Source organism: Novosphingobium sp. AAP1 (genome assembly GCF_001295765.1).
GTDB classification, from domain to species: Bacteria; Pseudomonadota; Alphaproteobacteria; order Sphingomonadales; family Sphingomonadaceae; genus Novosphingobium; species Novosphingobium capsulatum.
In genome coordinates, this window is record NZ_LJHO01000002.1 from 431,089 (window position 1) to 450,722 (window position 19,634).

Here is a 19,634-nt window from a genome sequence, read left to right on the forward strand (position 1 = left end):
GATGCTTTCAGGTTAGGCGCACGAGCGGGGTGCCCTTGGCCACGAGTGCGCCATTGGCGGCCAGCACGGCCGCAACGGTTCCCGCGCGCCCGGCATGGACCGGGTTCATCAGCTTCATGGTTTCGACGATACCCACCACGGTATCGGCGGTAATGGCGTCTCCCACGGCCACGAATGGCGGCGCGCCGGGCTGTGGTGCGTGATAGAACGTGCCGGGCAGCGGGCTGGCGATCACGTCGGGATCGGCCGCCGCTTCGCCGGCTGCCTCGGCGCTGGCAGGGCCGGCGCCGGCCGATCCATCGCCCGCCCATTGCCATTCCTGGGTCAGGCCGCCATCGCCGCCGCCGTCCTGGTCTGCCCCGCGTGACACGCGCAGGCGAAAGCGGCGGGTGGAAAGGTCAAGCTCGCGATAGCCCGAATGCGCCAGGATCTCGGCAATCTCGGCCACATCTTCGGCGGTCAATGGCAGGTCTGGAGTCATCGTGGTCCCTTTGGACGGATTAGGCCACGCACGCCGGCGCGTCGGCCAGCAGCGCCCGCGCCGTGGCGATCACGGCATCGGAAAAGGCTTCATCGTTGAAGTGCGCGTCCACGGCGGTGACGGGCACATGCGGCGGCATCACCTCGCGCAGGTATTGCGCAAAGGGGCCGGGCACCGATCGGTCCATGATGTGGCCGGCGGGGCTGTCATGGTTGGAAAAGCCGTGCAGCGGCGTGATCACGCGGACCGGCCCCTGCGCATCGCGCACATTGGCGGCCAGGTGATCGGCCAGCTTGCGCAGGTCCTCGATCGTGGTGCGTACGGCGGTCAGCTGCGGATTGTGTTCGTGATAGCGCCGGCCAGGAAACTGCGCGCGCGCCGCGTCGATCGGTCCGGCGATGATGAAATCGGCATTGCCCGGCGCCAGGATCGTGGGAATGCCGCGCGCCAGGGCCGCCTTGCCGCGATCCGGGCCGCTGTCGGCCAATCCCCCCATCAGGTGATCGAGGATTTCGGTCTGCGACAGATCGAGCACCAGGGCCACGTCCTTGGCCTGGGCCAGGCCATCCAGCGTCGGCCCGCCCGCGCCAGAGGAATGGAACACCATCACTTCGCAGCCATCGCGCTCCAGCGCCTCGCGGATGCGACGCACAGACGCTTCGGTCGTGCCCAGCGTGGTGATCAGCACCAGCGGCTTTTCGGCCGGGGCGTTGCGGTCATAACCGCGCGCCATGCCGGCAACGGCGCGCGCGGCGTTGCCAAAGACATCGCGGCTGATGGTGTTGAGGCCAGAGATATCGGTCACCGCGTTCATCATCGCGATGTCCTTGATGCCCATGTAGGGCTTGGTGAAACCCGAGGCCATGGTCGAGACGATCAGCTTGGGCAGGCCATAGGGAAACGTCTGCATCAGCGCGCCGGCCAGGGCCGAACCCATCGACCCGCCGACGGCAAGGATGCCGGAAATCGGCTCGCGCGCATCCCAGGCGTGGGCGGCGGCGATCGCGCCCTTGATCATGGCCGCCTGGCACTTGCCCTCGTGGCCCAGGGCGCGCACCTCGGCAATGGTCATGCCGGCTGCGGCGGCGACGTCTTCCGGCGCAATTTCCGCGCCGCCCAGGGTGCGCCGGACGCTGGGATCGAGGTGCACCACGCGCACGCCTGCCGCTTCCAGCGCGGCACGGGTGAAGCGGGCCTCTTCCTCCTTGGTATCCTGCGTAATGACAAGCAGCACGCTGGGCGCTGTGGCGCCTTGGCTCTGGGTCATGGTCGGTTCTCTCCCTCGGCCTTGATGTTGCGCCAATGGATTTGACTTTGCCACCGGCTGCGCCATTCTTCCGTTTCACAAGATGAAACCATAACGAGCCGCAACAGCGGTCGGGAGACAGGATGCAGGATCGGAAGGTGAAGACCGTCCGCGCGTTGGAGCGTGGCCTGGATGTCTTGCTGCAGGTGCAGGCCCGCCGCGCGGCCAGCCTGCACGAAATGCATGTGGCGCTGGGCCTGCCCAAGGCGACGTTGCTGCGCATGCTGCAGACGCTGGGCCAGAAAGGGCTGATATGGCAGCGGCTTGCCGACGGTGCCTATCTGCCCCACGTCGATGCCCGGGCGCGTTCGCAGGCGCTGACGCTGGAGCATGTCGCCGAGGTGGCCTCGCCCTGGCTCAAGGCACTGTCGACGCGCGTCTCGTGGCCATCGGTGCTCGCCATGCCGCGCCTCGATCACATGGAGATCGTGGAAACTAACAGCCCGCTGTTCCGACTCGATTCGGCCACGCTCGGCCCGGTTGGCGTCAAGCTTTCCTATATCCATACCGCCACCGGGCGGGCCTATCTCGCCGCCTGCCGCGAGGAAGAGCGCGAGGCGATCATCACCCGCCTGCGCCCTCGCAACCCGCAAGAAGGTAGCGAAGCCGATCTGCGCGCGATCCTGGCTGAAACACGCTCTCGCGGCTATGCTGCGCGCGAGCCGCTGCACCCATGGCCGGATCGGTCGAGGCAATTGGTGCTGCGCGACGGGCGCCGATCGATGGCCGTGCCGATCCTGCTGGATGGTGCGCCGGTGGCTTCGATCAACATCACCTGGCCGGCCAAGCGCGGCACCGATGATGCGGTCATGCTGCGCCATCTGGGTGCGCTCAAGCATACTGCCCGCGAAATCGCCATGGCGATCGAACGCGCGGCCTTGGCGGCAGAAGGGCGGGCGCCAAGCGGCGCGATCATGGCCCAGTTTGCCGCAGGGACCGCGAAAAGCGTTTCACCTGGTGAAAATAGTTAGTCTAGCTGATTAATTTGCCTGGCGGCTGTGCCATAATTGGCAACAAGGCGTAAGAAGCAGACCATATGCCATGGGGGAGATGGACGGCTATATGCGGCAATGGCTTATCCGCAAGGGCGCGCAATCGCTTGACGACATGGCGCTGGTCAACGTTCCGGAGCCGCACCCTGGCCCTGGCGAAGTGGCGGTGCGCGTGCGGGCCTGTTCGCTCAACTATCGCGATCAGTTGATCCCGCTGGGCCACTATTTCGGCGGCGCAGTCGATCGTGACACCGTGCCGCTGTCTGACGGCGCGGGAGAGATCGTGGCGGTGGGGGAAGGGGTGACTGGCTTGGCCGTGGGTGACCGCGTCGCTGGCCTGTTTTTCCAGAACTGGGACGATGGACCGCCCAATCCCGGTTCCGGTCCAGCGCTCGGCGCGCCGCCCGCCACCGGCATGCTGCAGGATGTGGTGGTGCTGCCCGCCCACGGCGTGGTGCCCATCGCCGCCAGCCTGTCGTTCGAGGAAGCGGCCTGCCTGCCCTGCGCCGGGGTCACGGCCTGGCATGCCTTGATGGAAGGGCCAAGGCCGGTCGGGCCGGGGCGTTCGGTGCTGGTGCTGGGCACTGGCGGGGTTTCGCTGCTCGCCGCGCAGATCGCGCTGGCGGCCGGGGCGCGGGTGATCGCCACGTCATCGTCCGATGAAAAGCTGGAGCGCGTGCGGGCCATGGGCGTGCACGAAACGATCAATTACCGCACCACGCCCGATTGGGGCGTGCGCGCGGCAGAGCTTGCCGGCGGCGGGGTGGACCATGTCGTCGAAGTGGGCGGTGCCGGCACCCTGGCGCAAAGCATCCAGGCGGTCGGCTTTGCCGGCGAGATCGCGCTGATCGGCGTCTTGACCCGCAGTGGCGATACCAGCCCGCACGGGCTGATGATCAAGGGGGCCAGCCTGCGCGGAATCTTTGTCGGCTCGGCCGGCATGGCGCGCCGGCTTAACCAGTTCATCGATGCCCACGGCATCACGCCGGTGATCGATCGCCGCTTTGCCATGGAGCAGGCGCGCGAGGCCTGGGAGTATCAGGCATCGGCAGGGTTGTTTGGCAAGGTCGTGATCACGGTGTGATCGCCGGCCTTGGGCCAGAGCAGGCGTGACGCGGCCCGATAGCGGCCGGCGCGCCAAGGGAAGAGGATGCGCGCATGGTGCGACGCCGGGTTTCCGGCGGTGGGCGCGTGCGCAAGGGGAAAGGACACGCCGTTGGACCAGCTTACGTCTGCCGTCACACCGGCCGCCACGCTCGGCTATGGCCAGCCGATCGGCGGAATTTGCCAGACTGCGTTCGTGGTGCGCGATATCAACGCCGCGATCGACCACTTCATCCGCGATTGCGGGGCAGGGCCATTTTTCCTGCTACCCCATTTCCTGACCGAGGGGCAGGTCTATCGCGGCACGCCGTCCACCGCCGACGTGGCGATCGCCATGGGTTTTGCCGGGCACATGCAGATCGAATTGATCCAGCCGCTCGATGATAACCCGTCGGTCTATCGCGAAACGATCGAGGCGCGCGGCCATGGCTTCCACCACGTTGGCATTGCCTGCCGCGATGTCGATGCGGCGCTGCCCGGCTACCTGCAACGCGGCTATACCATGGCCTTTCGCGCCCCGGTGCCCACGGGGGGCGCTGTCGCCTATCTCGAAGGGGGGCATGATGGCGCGCCGGGCTTTGTCGAACTGATCCCCGCCACGCCCGACATGGACCGCCATTTCACCGCGATGTGGCAGGCATCGCGCGGGTGGGACGGCAGCGATCCGGTAAGGCCGTTCCTGTGAGCGGGCGGGCCCACGCGCCGGCGCGCGCCAGCAGCGGCTATCAGGTCTGGGTGACCGGTCTGCTCAGCCTCAATTTCGGCATCCTGTTCTTCGATCGCAACGCGCTCAACTTTCTCATGCCGTTCGTCCAGCCCGATCTGGGCCTGTCGAACACGCAGGTTGGGCTGTTTTCCTCGGCCCTCTCGCTCACCTGGGCCTTGTCGGGCTTTGTCGTGGGGCGCGTTTCGGATCGGCTCGGCGCGCAAAAGGCCGTGGTGGTGGTTGCCACCTTGGCGTTTTGCCTGTGCTCGGTGGTGTCGGGCTTTGCCACTTCGTTCCTCATGCTGCTTGGCGCCCGTCTGCTGATGGGCGCGGCCGAAGGTGGCGTCATGCCCGTCAGCCATGCCATGATCGTGGGCGAGGTATCGCCGGAACGGCGGGGCATGGCGATGGGCGTGGCCCAGAACCTGGGCTCCAATCTGCTCGGCTCGGGGCTCGCGCCGATCCTGCTGGTGCCACTGGCGGTCGCCTATGGGTGGCGTGAGGGGTTCTACCTGGCAGCGGCGCCAGGCGTGATTACTGCGGCGCTGATCTGGTTCACCCTGCGTGAACCGCCTGCGGTTGAGCATCATGACGATGCGCCGCGCGTGACGCTGCGCGCCGCGTTTGCCCACCGCAACGTGGTGCTGTGTGCGCTGATCGCGATCCTGCTGGTGTCCTATCTGGTGGTGTGCTGGGCGTTCATGCCGCTGTTTCTCACCAAGGGGCGCGGGTTCGATCCGGGCACGATGGGCTGGCTCATGGCCACGCTGGGCATTTCGGCGGGGATCGGCAGCTTTGCCGTGCCGGCGCTGTCCGATGCCATTGGCCGCCGCCCGGTGATGATCGCCTTTTCGTTCCTGGGTGCGATCCTGCCGCTGGGCGCCATCTACTATGGCGGCTCGGCCTGGCTCTTGGGCGCCATCTTCTTCTTTGGCTGGGCGCTCAACGGCCTGTTCCCGATGTTCATGGCCACGATCCCGGCCGAAAGCGTCGACCCGCGGCTGACCGCCACCCTGACCGGCGTGGTCATGGGCATCGGCGAAGTGCTGGGCGGGGTGCTCAGCCCGTTTCTGGCCGGCTTCCTGGCCGATGCCTATGGCCTGGCGGCGCCGGTGTGGCTGATGCTCGTGCTGTGCCTGGCGGCCGGTGTGCTGGCGCTGGGCCTTGAGGAAAGCGCACCGCGCGTGCTCGCGCGGCGGGCGGCATCGGGCCGCCATCCCGTAACACCGGGGGTCGTGCCAAGCGCCTGATCTTGTTCTCGTTGGGGGAGCTCACGCCGATGAATGCCGTGCAACGCTACGCCACCGATGCCATCGCGCCCGACCAGCGCCTGTCGTATTGGAATGACCTGGTCGATCGCATCTATTCCGGCACTTATGTGAAAACCCAGGGCCGCGATTTCGTGGGCGAAATGTGGTCATGGACGGTGGGTGACCTCGCCATGATCCGCCCGCGCTCGACCGCGTCGTTCGTGGGGCGGCAGGGTGATCAGGCCACGACCGAGCGGTTGATCCTGCACCTGCAATGCCGGGGCCGCAGCCTGCATCGCCAGGGGCAGGCGGAAAGCCTGCTCGAAGCCGGCGATTTCGTGATCGGATCGCCGCACCAGTCCTACACGCTCGATCTTTCCGCGCATGAACTGCTGGTGGTAGAGTTCCCGCGCGCGCCGCTCGCCGAACGGGTGCCGGGCCTCGATGACATGCTCAGCCGCCGCCTGTGCGGGGCCAGTCCGGGCGGCCGGGTATTCCACGATTTCCTGCGCTCGCTGTGGCACCAGGGCGATCAGAGCGGGCAGGACATGGCCTGGCAGCAGGGCGTGAGTGCCGTGTTCTATGACCTCGCCGCGCTCGCCATGCGCGGCGCCACCCATCCTGAAGAGCGCGTGACCGACCATGCCTTGCGCGACAAGGTGGTGGCGCTGGTCGATGCCCATCTGGGCGATCCGGCGCTGCGCACGCAGACCCTCGCTGATGCCTGCCACACCTCGGTCCGCACGGTGCAGAACGTGTTTGCCATGATGGGCACCACGCCCAGCGCCTATATCCTCGAGCGGCGCCTGCAGCGCGCGGCCGATCGCATTACCGGCAGCCCTGGCGCCAGCATCACGCAGATCGCATTCGAAATGGGATTTAACGACAGCGCCTATTTCGCGCGCTGTTTTCGCCAGCGCTTTTGCGTGGCGCCGCGCGAATGGCGTGCTGGCAATTGAACCTTGCCGGCTGAATTGTTCGGGCGCGCTGAATTTTTCGGGGTGGTTGCGCCAGAATCCTGATCGGCTTGCGCACCAATGCAAGCGCAGATCACCCCGAACACCTACCATCGTGCACAGCGGATCGGATGTCAGGGGAATCCGGGCACAACCCGCATCGAAAAAAGGGAGAGAGACCATGAAGTTCGCACCGGTATCGGTGGGCGCACTGGCCATTGCACTGGCCAGCCCGGCCATGGCGCAGGAAGCGCCACAAGGTCAGGCTGCGCCGCAGGCAGAGGCGCAGAGCGGCAACGGGGGCATCCAGGAAATCGTCGTGACCGCGCAGAAGCGTGCGGAAAACGTCCAGGATGTGCCGATCGCCATCAGCGCCTTCACCGCAGCGGCCCTGCAGGAGCGCGCGGTGACCAGCGTTTCCTCGCTCTCGAACATCGCGCCCAACGTCACGCTTGATGCCGGTACGCCGTTTTCGGGGTCAAGCCAGGTGCTGGCGGCCTATATCCGCGGCATCGGCGCCAACGATTTTGCCTTCAACATCGATCCGGGCGTGGGCATCTATCTTGACGGCGTCTATCTTGCCCGCTCGGTCGGCGCGAACCAGGACCTGCCCGATGTCGAGCGCGTCGAAGTGCTCAAGGGGCCGCAGGGCACGCTGTTTGGCCGCAACACGATCGGTGGCGCCATCTCGATCGTCACGCACGATCCGGGCGATACGTTCCGCTTTGTCGGCAGCGCGATGACCGGCAGCTACAGCCTGTTCAGCGCCAAGGGCACGGTCGACATGCCGCTGGCCGACAAGCTGTCCTCGTCCTTGAGCTTTGCGATCACCAAGCGCGATGGCTACCTGCATCGCATTCCCTATCCGGGCGCCAACAACTATGCGTTCGATCCGATCACCTCGCTCAAGGCGGCCGGTTACGGCAACCAGGGCTACGGCACCGAAGGGGGCGACAATACCTGGAACCTGCGCGGCAAGATCCGCTACAATGGCGCCACGTTCCGCGCGACTCTGACCGGGGATTACAGCCGCACCGATACCTCGCAGATCGCCAACAAGGTGATCACCACCTTCCCGGCGGTGTTTGCCGGCACCTATAACTGCGCGATCGCCGGCAATCCCACCACCACCGTGGGCGGCGTTACCGGCCCGTGCGACAGCTTCATCGGCGGGCCGCCCTCGGCCGCCTATCTCTATCGCCGCGGCGGGCTCAACTCGATCCTCGATCTGCCCGCGATCTATGGCGTCAACACCGACAACAATCCTGACAACAACCGGCTGCCCTATGACAATCGGTTCGTCACCAACAACATCGACACGTCCTATGCCAACGGCAACAACTTCAACAAGTTGAAGCAGGGCGGCGCCGCGCTGACGCTCGATTTCGATCTGTCTGACACGGCCTCGATCAAGTCGATCACGGCCTATCGCGAATTGCACTGGGTGGTGGGCATGGACCTTGACGGTTCGCCGCTCAACTTCCTCCACACCAGCTTCTCGATGAACCAGAAGCAGTTCAGCCAGGAGCTGCAACTCACTGGCACGGCTGTGGACAAGAAGCTCAAGTATGTCCTCGGCGCCTATTACTTCACCGAAAGCGGTGACCTGCACGACTATGTGACTTTCGCCGAAGGCCTGCTGCAAGTTGACGGGCCCAACAACCTCTCGACCAAGAACTATGCATTCTATGGCCAGGTCGATTATGCCCTGTCAGACCTGATCGCGGTTACCGTGGGTGGCCGCTATACCCACGAAAAGAAGGAGTTCGAAGGCTTCCAGTCCGATGCCAACGGCTTGAACTACAAGCTGGCGAACTATTTCGGCGATCCCAACTGCGCCTCGCTCAACCCGATCAGCGACGCCTGCCGGGTGGACAATGGCTTCCCTAACGCCGGGCAGCCGCTGCGCTATTACGTTGCCGGTGTGCAGCACAAGACCTTCTCCAACTTCTCGCCCAAGGTCGGCGTGCAACTGCACCCCACGCAGGACATCATGGTCTATGCCAGCTGGTCCAAGGGCTACAAGACCGGCGGCTGGACCACGCGCCTGTCCAATCCCTTACCCTATGCGCCGGGCTTTGGCCCGGAAAAGGCCGAAACCTGGGAAGCGGGGATCAAGTCCGAGCTGCTCGATCGGCATCTGCAGATCAACGGCGCGGTGTTCCTCACCAATTACAACGGCATCCAGCTCAACTTCCAGCAGGGGGTTTCGCCCACCATCCAGAATGCTGGTGACGCGCGGATCAAGGGCTTTGAAGTGGAACTGGTGGCAGCCCCTGTGCGTGGCCTGACCGTGACCGGCTCGCTCGGCTATACCGACGCCAAATACACCAGCGTCGATGGCCCGGCGCAGGTTGCACCCTCCGCGCTCCAGGCCGGGGTCTTTGCAGGGGCCACGTTGCCCAAGACTCCCAAGTGGAAATTCAACGTATCGCCCCGCTATCAGGCCGATCTGGGCAGCCACGGCACCCTGGTGTTCCTTGGCGATGTCACCTTCACCAGCATGATGAAGAATGACACCGAAGGCACCTTCCTGCTCGACCGGCAGCATACCACGGTGCTCAACGGCTCGATCACCTATCGTGCGCCGGGCGGCAGCTGGGAACTCACCGCCGGTGGCACCAACCTGACCAACGAACGCTATCTCACCACGGGCCAGGCACAGCTGGCCGGCGGCCAGATCTACGGCACTTATAGCCGTCCGGCCGAATGGTATGCGCGCGTTGGCGTGAAGTTCTGACGCAACAAGGCCGGGCGGCGCGCGTCCCCGCGCTGCCCGGCTCCTCCCCTGGAGAACGATAATGCCCGAAGCCCCCCACGCCGAATTCTGGAAAGACATCAAGCCGGTAGAGAAAGTCTTCCGCGATGGTGGCCTGCCCGAAGTCTACATGCCCAAAATTGCCGAAGGCGATGAACGCTATTGGGTGCCGATCAGCGAAACCGTGTTTTCCAAGCCGGTGTGGATCAGCCCATCGAAAAACATGTGGGCCGACGTGCTGATGAGCAAGCAGGCTGGCCTGGTTAACCGCCACTATCACCCACACCCGATCTGGGCCTACACGATTAGCGGAAAGTGGGCCTATCTCGAACATGCGTGGACGGCCACCGCCGGCGATTTCATCTATGAAACCCCGGGCGAGAGCCACACCCTGGTCTGCTATGAACACGAAGACCCGATGAAGGTGTTCTTCGTCGTGTCGGGCCCGCTGATGTGGCTCGACGAGGCCGGCAACACCATCGGCCACTATGACGTGTTCGATTATATCGCCGCCGCCCGCGCGCATTATGCCGCTGTCGGCATCGGCGCCGATTACGTCGACACCCTGATCCGCTGAACCCCGGAGATCCCCCCATGACCGTGATGACAGCCCCGCCGTCGAACAAGGCGGAAATCGTCGACGTGAAATTCCCGCACAAGGCCCTGGTCGAACGGCTCAGCCCCGGCGGCCGCTATATCGACGCCGCCACCGACGTGGACAGCCCATGGGTGCCGTTCGGCGATGGCGCGGCGATCAAGCACCTGGCGTTCGACGTGCGCCAGAATCTGTTTTCCAACATCCTGTGGGTCAAGGGGCCGGGCGTGATCGGCACCCATTTCCATCGCGGCACGATCACCATGGTCTGCCTGGAAGGATCGGTACGCTATCTCGAATACGATTGGGTGGCAACGCCGGGGGGCCTGATCCTGGAAACGCCGGGCGAAAGCCACACGCTGGTGACCGATCACCCGCAGGGCTGCAAGCTGTTCGGCTGGATGCAGGGACCGATCGATTTCTACGATGACCAGGCCAATCTGGTCGATACCGCCGACGTCTGGTGGTTCATCAACCACTACGAGACGCACTGCCGCGAGCACGGCCTTGCGATCAATCCCAAGCTCTATCTCTGACAAAGGCAAACGCCATGGCCAGCAGCATGAAGGCGCCGCCCTCATCCGCCTATGAAATCGTCTCGGTGCCCGAACTCTATGGTGACCTGATCCGCGCCCGCGGGGTGGAAGGCACCTATGTCGGCGCGGGAGAGGCGGAAAGCCCGTGGGTTCCGTTCGGTGACAACGCCGCGATCCGCCACCTGGCTTTCGACGTGCGCGAAAACATCTATGTCAACATCCTGTGGATCAAGGGCCCCGGCGTGATCGGCACGCACAAGCACCGGGGCAAGGTCTGGGCGATCGGGCTGGAAGGCTCGTTCCGCTATCTGGAATACGATTGGGTGTGCCGCCCTGGCGAATTCATCACTGAAACGCCGGGCACCGCGCACACCTTGGTGACCGATGATCCCCAGGGGATGAAAGCGCTGTTTCACATGCAGGGCGCCAACGAGTTCTTCGATGCCCAAGGCAACCACGTGGAAACGCTCGATGTGTGGTGGTTCATGAACCACTATGAAAGCTACTGCCGCGAACACGGCATTGCCATCAACAAGCAACTCTATCTGTGAGCAGCGGGGCAGCGTGATGCCGGCGCCGGCGCTTTCCATCCCCATTCTGGCCGGTCCACCGCGCGGCACGTATCTGCGCCATTGCTGGTACGTGGCCGGGTGGGCCGATGACCTGGGCAGCGACCCGATTGATCGGGTCTTCCTGGAAGAGCCGGTTGCCTTGTTTCGCGACGAGGCGGGCATGGCCCATGCCGTGGGTGGACGCTGCCCCCATCGCTTTGCCCCGCTGGGGCAGGGCAGGGTGATCGATGGCGCGCTCGCGTGCCCCTATCACGGGTTGCGCTTTGATGGCGGGGGCGCCTGCTTGCACAATCCCCACCCCGGTGGGCAGTTGCCCGCCACACGCTTGCCGGTCTATCCGCTGGTCGAGCGCCATGGCCTGCTGTGGATCTGGATGGGTGAGGCGGAACGCGCCGATGCCGCGCTGATCCCGGATTTTTCCTGGCTGGTCGATCCCGTCTGGGCGGTGGTGCGCGGCGCCACCCGCGCCGAAGGGCATTACGAACTCTACAGCGACAATATCCTCGATCTCAGCCATGCCAACTTCGTCCACCCCGCGCTGGTCGCCCGCGCCTTTACTGAAGGAGAACGGCGCTTCTGGCAGGATGGCGAAACGGTGCATGCCGAATATGTCCGCCTGAATGATACGCTGTCTGATGGCATCGGCGCCATGCTGGGCCGCGTGGGGCAGGCGCAGGATTTCTATGGCGAGGTGATCTGGCACGCGCCGGCGGTTCTGCGCTTTGACTATGTCGCCGGGCCGCCCGGCACACCGCGTGAGCAATGCACGCTGCTGCCCTCGCTCCATGCCTTTACCCCCGAAACGCCCGATACCACGCACTATATCTGGGCCACGGGGCGCGATTTCGCGCTGGGCGATGCGGCGTTTTCGCAAGGCATGCAGGCCGCGCTCGAACATGCGTTCGAACGCGAGGACATGCCGATCATCCGCGATAGCCACCGCCTGATGCGTGGGGCTGATTTCTGGGCGTTGAAGCCGCTGGTGCTGGGCGGCGATGGCGGCGGCATCCGCGCCCGCCGGCTGCTGCAGCGCCTGATCGCACGCGAGCAGGGCGCCACCCTGCCGCAAGACACCGAAGCCACCGCGTAAACGCGGGGCATCCCCCCATTGGAGAGGAAAGTCATGGCCATTATCGATCGTTTCAGCATCGCCGGGCGCAGCGCGCTGGTCACCGGGGCTGCCAGCGGCATTGGCCTTGCCTATGCCCAGGCCATGGCCGAAGGCGGCGCGGCGGTCACTCTGGCAGACATAGACCTGCCCGGTGCAGAGCGCGAAGCCGCCCTGCTGCGCGAGGCGGGGCACGAGGCCCGCGCCGTCCATTGCGATGTATCCAGCTTCGATGCGGTGGCAGCCGCCTTTGACGACCATGCCAGCGCGTTCGGCGGGCTGGATATCTGCTTTGCCAATGCCGGGATCGATGCCGGCGCCGGCTTCTGGAACCCGGCGGGCCATCGCAACCCGGAAGGCCAGGTCGATACTTATGATCCGGCGCGCTGGGACAAGTCGATCGCGGTCAATCTCAACGGCGTATTCTACACCATTTCCAACGCCGTGCGGATCATGAAGCAACCCGGCCGCGCCAACGGGCGCAGCGGCGGCTCGATCATCTGCACCGCATCCAACGCCGGCCTGGTGACAGAGCCGATCGTGGGTCTGCCCTATATGCCAGCCAAGGCCGGGGTGCTGCACATGGTCCGTGCGCTGGGGCTGGAACTGGCCGAGTTCCGCATCCGCGTGAACGCCATTGCGCCTGGCCCGTTCGTGACTAATATCGGCGGCGGCTGGCTCAAGAAAGACCCGGTGGCGCGCGCTGCCTGGGATGCCATCGTGCCGCTGGGCAAGCTGGCCGAGACTGAGCAGATCAAGCCGCTCGCGCTGCTGCTCGCCTCTGATGCGTCTGACTATATGACCGGCAGCCACGTGGTGATCGATGGCGGCATGATGCTGGGCAAGTACCAGTAATGCGCGCGGTGGTGATGCAGGGGCTGCACCGGCCCCTGGCGCTGGAAACCGTGCCCGACCCCGTGCCAGAAGCGGGCGATCTGGTGGTGCGGGTGGGCCGCTGCGGCATCTGCGGATCGGATCTGCACATGACCGAGGACCCCGCCTATGGCCAAGGCGCCGGCTCCATCCTGGGGCATGAGTTCGCTGGCGAAGTGGTGGCCCTGGGCCGTGATGTCTCCGGTTGGCGCGTGGGTGATCGCGTGGCGGTCAGCCCGTTGAAAAGCTGCGGCGATTGCCCGGCTTGCCGCGCCGGAGAGGTGCAGTGGTGTACCGCGTTTGGCCTGCAGGGTGGCGGCTATGCCGAATATGCGCTCACCCGGCCCAACCAATGCGTGCGCTTGCCGCAAAGTGCCAGCCTGGCCGATGGCGCGATCATCGAGCCACTGGCCGTGGCGCTGCATGGCATCGGCCTGTCTGGCCTGCGTCGGGGCGACAAGGTGCTGGTGCTGGGCGCTGGGCCGATCGGCCTCGCCGTGGCGTTCTGGGCGCGGCAGCATGGCGCGGGCCGCGTAGTGGTGCAGGATATCGCCCCCTGGCAGCAGGACCGCGCCCTGGCCATGGGCGCACACGATTTCGTGGTGGCGCCCGATGATCCGGTGGGCGCGGCACAGCGCGCATTGGGTGGCCCTGCCGATCTGGTGTTCGAATGCGTCGGCGTGCCTGGCCTGATCGCGCAAGGGGTGGAAGCCGCGCGCAACCGCGGCACGATCGTACTGCTCGGGCTGTGCACCCGGCCCGACACGCTCAACACCTTTGCCATGCTGTCAAAGGAAGTGCGGCTGATCACCTCTGCCTTCTTCACGCGGCAGGAATACGAAGCCGCGCTCGACGCGCTCGATCGCGGCCTGGCCGAACCGCGCCTGTTGGTAACCGATACCATCGCGTTGGCGCAGACGCCCGATGTGTTCGAAACCCTGCGCCAGCGCACCCACCAATGCAAAGTGCTGATTGCGCCGGGTTATCAGGCCTGATCGGCCGCCGCGATGAACGCACGCAACAATGCCGGTCCGTCGGGCGTATCGGCATTGGCGGCGCGCAGGGCGGGCACGGAAAAGCCAGCGCGGGCAATGGCATCGGCATAGACGTCATAGCTGCCGGCCATGATGGCGGCATCGAATTCGGGGTGAAACTGCACGCCCCAGGCGCGCGGCGCATAGCGCACGGCGTGGTGCGGATCGTGGCCGCTGGTGGCCAGGACCTGTGCCCCTTGCGGCAAGGCCAGCACCGACTGGAAATGGAAAACCATCTGTCGCGCCACCTGCGGCAGCGCAGCAAATAGCGCGTCCTGCGCGCCGGCTGGGGTGCGCGCCACATCCACCCCGCCAAACATCGCACCGCGCGGGTTGTCATCCACCACTCCGCCCAGGGCATGGGCCAGCAACTGGTGGCCAAAGCACACGCCCAGGATCGGCGCGCCATGCGCCATGGCGTCACGCGCCCAGGCTGCCGTGCGCTCGATCCATGGGTGACCATCGGTGACCATGTCGATCGCGCCGGTAATGATCGTGGCGCGGACCTCGGCCGGATCGGGCAGGGGTTCATCCTGATAGACCTTGATCGCCAGGATCTCGTCACGCGGCACCCCGCAGCCGGCGCTGAACCAGGCGACCTCGTCCCCGTGCACGGCGCAGGTCGCGGGCATGTCGTCATACGAGGTTGCTGGCTGGATGATCAGCAAGGGCTTGGGCACGATCGGTTCTTTCGCAGGCGTTAGAGGGCGTTGAGGCTCTTGCGCAGGGCATCGATGAAGAACGCCACTTCGGTTTCCGTCCAGGTGAGCGGCGGGCGCAGCTTGAACGTGGCACGATATTCGCCCGACGTGCCCACCAGCACGCCATTTTCGCGCATCCGTTCCACCAACTGGCGCGCCTGGTGCGGGGCGGCGGTGCGAGCCGCCTGATCGGTTACGAATTCCAGCCCGGTCAACATGCCGCGCCCGCGCACGTCGCCGATCAGCGGGAATTGCCGTGCCAGCGCGCGCAGTTCGGTTCGCAGCAGGTCTCCCACCTGGTTGGCGCGGGCGATCAGGTCTTCCCGCTCGATCACGTCCAGCACGGCTTGCCCCGCCGCGCAGGACACGCTGTTGCCGCCAAACGTGCTGAACACCTCGCAATCGGCATAGAACGCCTGCCACAGGTCGCGCCGCGTCAGCACCACGCCGAGCGGATGACCATTGCCGACCGGCTTGCCCAGCGTGATCACGTCAACCTGGTCCAGGCCCTGAGTGGCAAATCCCCAGAAGCTGCCCAGGCGACCCAGCCCGGCCTGCACCTCGTCGGCAATCACCAGCGCGCCGGATGCGCGGCCGGCACGGGCAAGGCCTTGCATATAGCCTTCTGGCTGGCCGGGCACGCCGTTGCTGGTCAGCGCGGTGTCAATCATCAGGAACGCCGGCTGGTGGCCGGCTTGGGCCAGCGCTGCCACGGCCTTGGCCCAGCTTTCCGCCGGATCGGGCGCGACGCCGCGATAGAGGTCGGGCGGAGGCAGGCAGGCCACATGCGCGGGCGGCGCCTTGGTGAGCGGAGAAAGCTCTACCGTGGCGGCCGTGATCCCGTGATAGGCGCCTTGCATCACTACGGCGCCGGTGCGCCCGGTGGCAAAGCGGGCAATCTGCGCGGCCACGTCGTTGGCCTCGCTGCCGGAATTGACGAACGAGCAGACATCGAATCCGGCCGGTGCCTTGGCCAGCAGCGCCTGGGCATAGGAACCAGGGCTATCGGCCAGATAGCGCGTGTTGGCGTTGAGCGCGGCAGCCTGGCGCGCGATGGCGCGCACCACGGCCGGGTGGCAATGGCCTACCTGCGGCACGTTGTTGTAGGCGTCGAGATAGCGCGTGCCATCCGCGCCGATCAGCCAGGGGCCTTGCCCACGGGTAAGATGCAGCGGCGTTTCATAGAAGTGCCAGATCTTGCCAAACGCCGCGTCCCGCTGCGCGATCAGGCCCGTGCGCGCGGCTGCCGGATCCGGGGCCAGCGCGGGCACCGGAAAACCGCAGGCCCGGCGCAGCGCATGGGTCGCGGTATCACGCCCCACTGCCAGCAACTTGGCCAGCATCGCACTATGCTTGCGCCCGCCGCCCAGATGTGCATCGGGCGTTTCGTCTGCGGGATCACGCCGGGCATTGGCTACCAGCACGGTGTTGACCAGGCGCAGGCAGCACATATCGAATACCAGGTCGATTTCCGCTTCTTCCAGCGGATAGACCGTGTCGAAGCCCTGCGTCACCTCGGCCAGGATGACCAGCGGATCAACGCTTTCATCGGGAAAACAGTCTGCCGCCGTCACCAGATCGGCCAGCAGCGCACCATAAAGCATGTCGCCGAAATCGATCACGCCCACGATGTTTGCGGGCTGTGCAGGATCGACCAGCAGGTTGCCCATGTGCGCGTCCTGATGCACCACCTGGTGGCGCGTGCGGGCGAGCGCCGGATAGATGCGGCTGTCCGCCTCGGCCAGAATCTGGGCGCATTGCGCGCGCAGGGCCGGATCGGCAATGCGGGGCAGGGCCGGGGCCAGCGCAGTCACCCGCGAAAGATCCCAATCGTGCCGGTTGCTGGCCGCATGGGGATGGAAATAGCCACGCAACGCCAGGCTCAACCGCGCCACGAAGGCGCCCGTGGCGCGGCGCAGTGCTGCGGGATCGGTGCAGTCCGCAAAGGCATCCTGGGCGATCCTGCCGTCGAGATAGGTCAGGATGCGCAGGATGTGCACCGTGCCATCATCGGCGGTTATCGTCGTGCGCCTGGCGCCGGCAAGCGTAGGCACCATCCGTGGCACCGCCAGTTGCGGGTCGATCCGCGCGATGTGATCGAGCGCCCCGATCTGGAAATCCACCGTGGCCGGTTGCTCCATCCGGTGCGACAGCTTGACCACGTAATCCGATCCAGCATCATCGGTGAGATGCCAGGTCTGGTCCCGCTCCGAGTTGATCGCGTGCCACTGGCCGCGCAATCCCCACTCGGCGTGAACCCGCTCCTGCACCTGTTGCAGCGGAAAGGCTGGCGGAATGGCGTCGAGTGCATCATGAACTGCCAATCCCGCCACCGTATCGTTCCTGCCGCTGCTCCGTCCTTGCCGCCTGCATAGGGCCTTTGCATCTGAGATCGCAAGGGCATTGTGGTTGCGGAGACAGGCCAGGCAGCTAAAGCGGGAAGGCAACCTGATCGTATCACGGGAGAATGTGGGCCATGGCCAGCCATGCAGACCGGGGCAATGCTGCCGCCATCACCGATGCGCAGCGCCTGCGCGCGATCCTGGCCGGGTCGGCCGGCAACCTGATCGAATGGTACGATTTCTATATCTACGCCTTTACCGCGCTCTATTTTTCGGCGGAATTTTTCCCGGAAAGCAACGCCCTGGTTCAGGTCATGGCGACCAGTGGCATCTTTGCCGTGGGCTTTCTGCTGCGCCCGATCGGCGGTTGGTATTTCGGCCGCTTTGCCGATCGCCACGGGCGGCAACGGGCCATGGTCGTCTCGGTGCTGATGATGGGGCTGGGTGCCCTGCTGATCGCGGCGCTGCCGACCTATCGCCAGGTGGGGATTGCCGCGCCCGCGCTGCTGCTCCTGGGACGGATGCTCCAGGGCTTTTCCACCGGTGGGCAATATGGCACCGCAGCCACTTACCTTAGCGAGATCGCCGGGCGCGGGCGGCGCGGGTTCTGGGCCTCGTTCCAGTATGTCACGCTGATTGGCGGGCAACTGCTGGCCACGCTGGTGATCCTGGCCTTGCAACATCTGTTGGGCGAGGGCGCGATGAAAGCCTATGGCTGGCGCATCGGCTTTGTCATCGGCGCGGGCGGTGCGGCGCTGATCCTGTGGCTGTCGCGGCACATGCACGAAACCGGGCAGGCCGCGCAAGGGCGGGCCGGTGCCGGCACCCTGCGCGAACTCTTCGCCCATCACACTCGCCCGTTCCTGCTGGTCATGGCGCTCACGGCCGGGGGCAGCCTGTCGTTTTATACCTTCACCACCTATATGCAGAAATACCTCGTCCTGACCGTGGGCATGACCAAGCCCGACGCAACCTTGCTGATGACGGTAGTGCTGGTGGCGTTCATGCTGATCCAGCCGGTAATGGGCGCGCTGTCAGACCGGATCGGCCGCCGCTCCAACATCGTGCTGTTTGCTGCGCTCGCCATGCTGCTGACCGTACCGATCTTCACCGCGCTGGCGGCAAGCCGCAGCGTGTGGGTGGCCGGGTTGCTGGTGATGGTCGGCCTCGTGATCAACAGTTTCTACACTTCGGTCAGCGGGCTGTTCAAGGCAGAGCTGTTTCCCGTCCACGTTCGCGCGCTGGGCGTGGGCCTCGCCTATGGCGTGGGCAACGCACTGTTTGGTGGCACTGCGGAAAACGTGGCGCTTGGCTTCAAGCAGATCGGCCATGAAAGCGGGTTCTATTGGTATGTTACCGTGCTGGCCGCGGTTTCCCTGGTCGCGAGCCTGATGCTCAAGGACACGCGCCGGGATGATCCGCTGGCGTAAGGCCACGCGCCATCGCGGCAGGCAGTTCGGCCGCCAGAAGCGCAATGAAATCGGTGACCTTGCGGGGCACCAGGCGGCGGCGTGGGTGCATGGCCCAGACGGCTTCCTCGGTGGCGCGGAACGCCTCCAGCACGGGCTCCAGCCGCCCTTGGGTCAAGGCAGCCGCCGCATAGAAATCCGGCACCTGGCAGATGCCCAGCCCGGCCACCGCCGCCGCCGTCACCGCCGGGCCATTGTTGCAGCGCCAGCGGCCCTGCGGCTGATAGGTCGTTTCCGCGCGATGACGGCGGAAATGCCAGACATCGGCCGATCCGACCAGGCAGTCGTGGTGATCCAGTTCTTCGATCTCGGCCGGGCGGCCGCGCTGCGCGAGATAGGCAGGCGCGGCGCAGGTCACCAGGTTGCGCCCACCCAGGTGATGGGCCGCCAAGCGCAGATCGCCCTGCGGCCCGGTGCGGATCGCCACATCAAACCCTTCGGCGACGATATCGACCACGCGGTTGCTGAAATCGAGCGTCACGTCGAGCGAGGGGTTGGCCATGGCGTGGCGCAGCGCCAGCGGGGCGATGAAGTATTCCCCCAGTGCCGTGGGGCAGGTGATGCGCAACGATCCGCGCAGACCGGTATCGCCGCTGGCCACGGCCAGCGCTGCATCGCGCTCGTCGATGATGCGCCGCGCGCGCTCGGTCAGTTCGCGCCCGGCCGCCGTCAGCGAGACCTGGCGCGTCGTGCGGTGCAGCAGGGTGGTTCCAGTGCGGTGTTCCAACTGGGCAATCGCCCGGCTAACGTGCGAGGTGGAACGCCGCAGCTTGCGCGCGGCGGCCGCGAAAGTGCCGTTTTCGGCAATCGCGACAAGTTCTTCCAGCCCATCCCAGTCCGACATGGCATTA

The 19,634-nt window shown here is 65.7% G+C and carries 18 protein-coding genes; 13 read left to right on the forward strand and 5 right to left on the reverse strand.

Going from position 1 to position 19,634, the window contains the following annotated elements; genetic code table 11:
• Positions 1–7: 7 nt before the first annotated feature.
• Complete coding sequence (locus IP65_RS05905) at positions 8–481, reverse strand: biotin/lipoyl-containing protein (protein ID WP_082349800.1); 474 nt, start codon at positions 479–481, stop codon at positions 8–10.
• Between the two features lie 19 nt (positions 482–500).
• On the reverse strand, positions 501–1,748 hold the full coding sequence (locus IP65_RS05910; RefSeq protein ID WP_022678276.1) for a Tm-1-like ATP-binding domain-containing protein: 1,248 nt from the start codon (positions 1,746–1,748) through the stop codon (positions 501–503).
• A gap of 137 nt (positions 1,749–1,885) precedes the next feature.
• On the opposite strand from IP65_RS05910, the gene IP65_RS05915 reads away from it, so the two are divergent.
• From IP65_RS05915 to IP65_RS05970, 12 genes are all read left to right on the forward strand, one after another.
• Positions 1,886–2,758 carry an IclR family transcriptional regulator C-terminal domain-containing protein gene (locus tag IP65_RS05915; protein ID WP_231627576.1) on the forward strand — a complete coding sequence of 291 codons (873 nt, stop codon included), beginning with the start codon at positions 1,886–1,888 and terminating at the stop codon, positions 2,756–2,758.
• 91 nt (positions 2,759–2,849) lie between these two features.
• Positions 2,850–3,863 carry an NAD(P)-dependent alcohol dehydrogenase gene (locus tag IP65_RS05920; RefSeq protein WP_054131253.1) on the forward strand — a complete coding sequence of 338 codons (1,014 nt, stop codon included), beginning with the start codon at positions 2,850–2,852 and terminating at the stop codon, positions 3,861–3,863.
• A gap of 132 nt (positions 3,864–3,995) precedes the next feature.
• The gene (locus IP65_RS05925; RefSeq protein ID WP_022678279.1) at positions 3,996–4,568 is read left to right on the forward strand and encodes a VOC family protein; all 573 of its coding nucleotides are present in this window, start codon (positions 3,996–3,998) and stop codon (positions 4,566–4,568) included.
• Entirely contained in the window at positions 4,565–5,839 is a 1,275-nt protein-coding gene (locus IP65_RS05930; RefSeq protein WP_022678280.1) for an MFS transporter, read from the forward strand. Before IP65_RS05925 ends, IP65_RS05930 begins: the two co-directional genes overlap by 4 nt.
• A 29-nt stretch (positions 5,840–5,868) precedes the next feature.
• Positions 5,869–6,798: a helix-turn-helix domain-containing protein gene (locus tag IP65_RS05935; RefSeq protein WP_022678281.1), complete on the forward strand. Its 930-nt coding sequence runs from the start codon at positions 5,869–5,871 to the stop codon at positions 6,796–6,798.
• Positions 6,799–6,976: 178 nt separating this feature from the next.
• Positions 6,977–9,535 carry a TonB-dependent receptor gene (locus IP65_RS05940; RefSeq protein WP_022678282.1) on the forward strand — a complete coding sequence of 853 codons (2,559 nt, stop codon included), beginning with the start codon at positions 6,977–6,979 and terminating at the stop codon, positions 9,533–9,535.
• A gap of 61 nt (positions 9,536–9,596) precedes the next feature.
• Positions 9,597–10,130, forward strand: coding sequence for a 2,4'-dihydroxyacetophenone dioxygenase family protein (locus IP65_RS05945; protein WP_022678283.1), 534 nt, complete (start codon positions 9,597–9,599; stop codon positions 10,128–10,130).
• A 17-nt stretch (positions 10,131–10,147) separates the two neighbouring features.
• Positions 10,148–10,684 (forward strand): 2,4'-dihydroxyacetophenone dioxygenase family protein, encoded by a 537-nt coding sequence (locus IP65_RS05950; RefSeq protein WP_022678284.1) that lies wholly within the window; start codon positions 10,148–10,150, stop codon positions 10,682–10,684.
• Positions 10,685–10,698: 14 nt separating this feature from the next.
• Positions 10,699–11,235: a 2,4'-dihydroxyacetophenone dioxygenase family protein gene (locus IP65_RS05955; protein WP_022678285.1), complete on the forward strand. Its 537-nt coding sequence runs from the start codon at positions 10,699–10,701 to the stop codon at positions 11,233–11,235.
• A 16-nt stretch (positions 11,236–11,251) separates the two neighbouring features.
• Positions 11,252–12,346: an aromatic ring-hydroxylating dioxygenase subunit alpha gene (locus IP65_RS05960; protein WP_054131112.1), complete on the forward strand. Its 1,095-nt coding sequence runs from the start codon at positions 11,252–11,254 to the stop codon at positions 12,344–12,346.
• Positions 12,347–12,379: 33 nt separating this feature from the next.
• Positions 12,380–13,219, forward strand: a complete 840-nt coding sequence (locus IP65_RS05965; protein ID WP_054131113.1) for an SDR family NAD(P)-dependent oxidoreductase — start codon at positions 12,380–12,382, stop codon at positions 13,217–13,219.
• Entirely contained in the window at positions 13,219–14,232 is a 1,014-nt protein-coding gene (locus IP65_RS05970; protein WP_054131114.1) for a Zn-dependent alcohol dehydrogenase, read from the forward strand. The genes IP65_RS05965 and IP65_RS05970 overlap by 1 nt, the downstream gene beginning before the upstream one ends.
• On the opposite strand, the gene IP65_RS05975 is transcribed toward IP65_RS05970, so the two are convergent.
• Entirely contained in the window at positions 14,223–14,951 is a 729-nt protein-coding gene (locus tag IP65_RS05975) for a glutamine amidotransferase (RefSeq protein ID WP_156306436.1), read from the reverse strand. The genes IP65_RS05970 and IP65_RS05975 overlap by 10 nt on opposite strands.
• Positions 14,952–14,971: 20 nt before the next feature.
• Positions 14,972–17,305 carry an aminotransferase class III-fold pyridoxal phosphate-dependent enzyme gene (locus IP65_RS05980; protein ID WP_156306438.1) on the reverse strand — a complete coding sequence of 778 codons (2,334 nt, stop codon included), beginning with the start codon at positions 17,303–17,305 and terminating at the stop codon, positions 14,972–14,974.
• A gap of 143 nt (positions 17,306–17,448) precedes the next feature.
• Between IP65_RS05980 and IP65_RS05985 the strand changes: the two genes are divergently transcribed.
• On the forward strand, positions 17,449–18,744 hold the full coding sequence (locus IP65_RS05985; RefSeq protein ID WP_197279221.1) for an MFS transporter: 1,296 nt from the start codon (positions 17,449–17,451) through the stop codon (positions 18,742–18,744).
• Here the strand turns inward: IP65_RS05985 and IP65_RS05990 are convergent.
• Positions 18,710–19,627: a LysR family transcriptional regulator gene (locus tag IP65_RS05990; protein WP_022678292.1), complete on the reverse strand. Its 918-nt coding sequence runs from the start codon at positions 19,625–19,627 to the stop codon at positions 18,710–18,712. The genes IP65_RS05985 and IP65_RS05990 overlap by 35 nt on opposite strands.
• Positions 19,628–19,634: the final 7 nt, after the last annotated feature.

What these genes read in the sequence shown, in the direction of transcription:
- IP65_RS05985 (WP_197279221.1), top strand. Translation starts at nt 17,449, where the DNA reads ATGGCCAGCCATGCAGACCGGGGCAATGCTGCCGCCATCACCGATGCG.
- IP65_RS05965 (WP_054131113.1), top strand. Translation starts at nt 12,380, where the DNA reads ATGGCCATTATCGATCGTTTCAGCATCGCCGGGCGCAGCGCGCTGGTC.
- IP65_RS05920 (WP_054131253.1), top strand. Translation starts at nt 2,850, where the DNA reads ATGCGGCAATGGCTTATCCGCAAGGGCGCGCAATCGCTTGACGACATG.
- IP65_RS05990 (WP_022678292.1), bottom strand. Translation starts at nt 19,627, where the DNA reads ATGTCGGACTGGGATGGGCTGGAAGAACTTGTCGCGATTGCCGAAAAC.
- IP65_RS05940 (WP_022678282.1), top strand. Translation starts at nt 6,977, where the DNA reads ATGAAGTTCGCACCGGTATCGGTGGGCGCACTGGCCATTGCACTGGCC.
- IP65_RS05955 (WP_022678285.1), top strand. Translation starts at nt 10,699, where the DNA reads ATGGCCAGCAGCATGAAGGCGCCGCCCTCATCCGCCTATGAAATCGTC.
- IP65_RS05950 (WP_022678284.1), top strand. Translation starts at nt 10,148, where the DNA reads ATGACCGTGATGACAGCCCCGCCGTCGAACAAGGCGGAAATCGTCGAC.
- IP65_RS05945 (WP_022678283.1), top strand. Translation starts at nt 9,597, where the DNA reads ATGCCCGAAGCCCCCCACGCCGAATTCTGGAAAGACATCAAGCCGGTA.
- IP65_RS05935 (WP_022678281.1), top strand. Translation starts at nt 5,869, where the DNA reads ATGAATGCCGTGCAACGCTACGCCACCGATGCCATCGCGCCCGACCAG.
- IP65_RS05910 (WP_022678276.1), bottom strand. Translation starts at nt 1,748, where the DNA reads ATGACCCAGAGCCAAGGCGCCACAGCGCCCAGCGTGCTGCTTGTCATT.
- IP65_RS05905 (WP_082349800.1), bottom strand. Translation starts at nt 481, where the DNA reads ATGACTCCAGACCTGCCATTGACCGCCGAAGATGTGGCCGAGATTGCC.
- IP65_RS05970 (WP_054131114.1), top strand. Translation starts at nt 13,219, where the DNA reads ATGCGCGCGGTGGTGATGCAGGGGCTGCACCGGCCCCTGGCGCTGGAA.
- IP65_RS05960 (WP_054131112.1), top strand. Translation starts at nt 11,252, where the DNA reads ATGCCGGCGCCGGCGCTTTCCATCCCCATTCTGGCCGGTCCACCGCGC.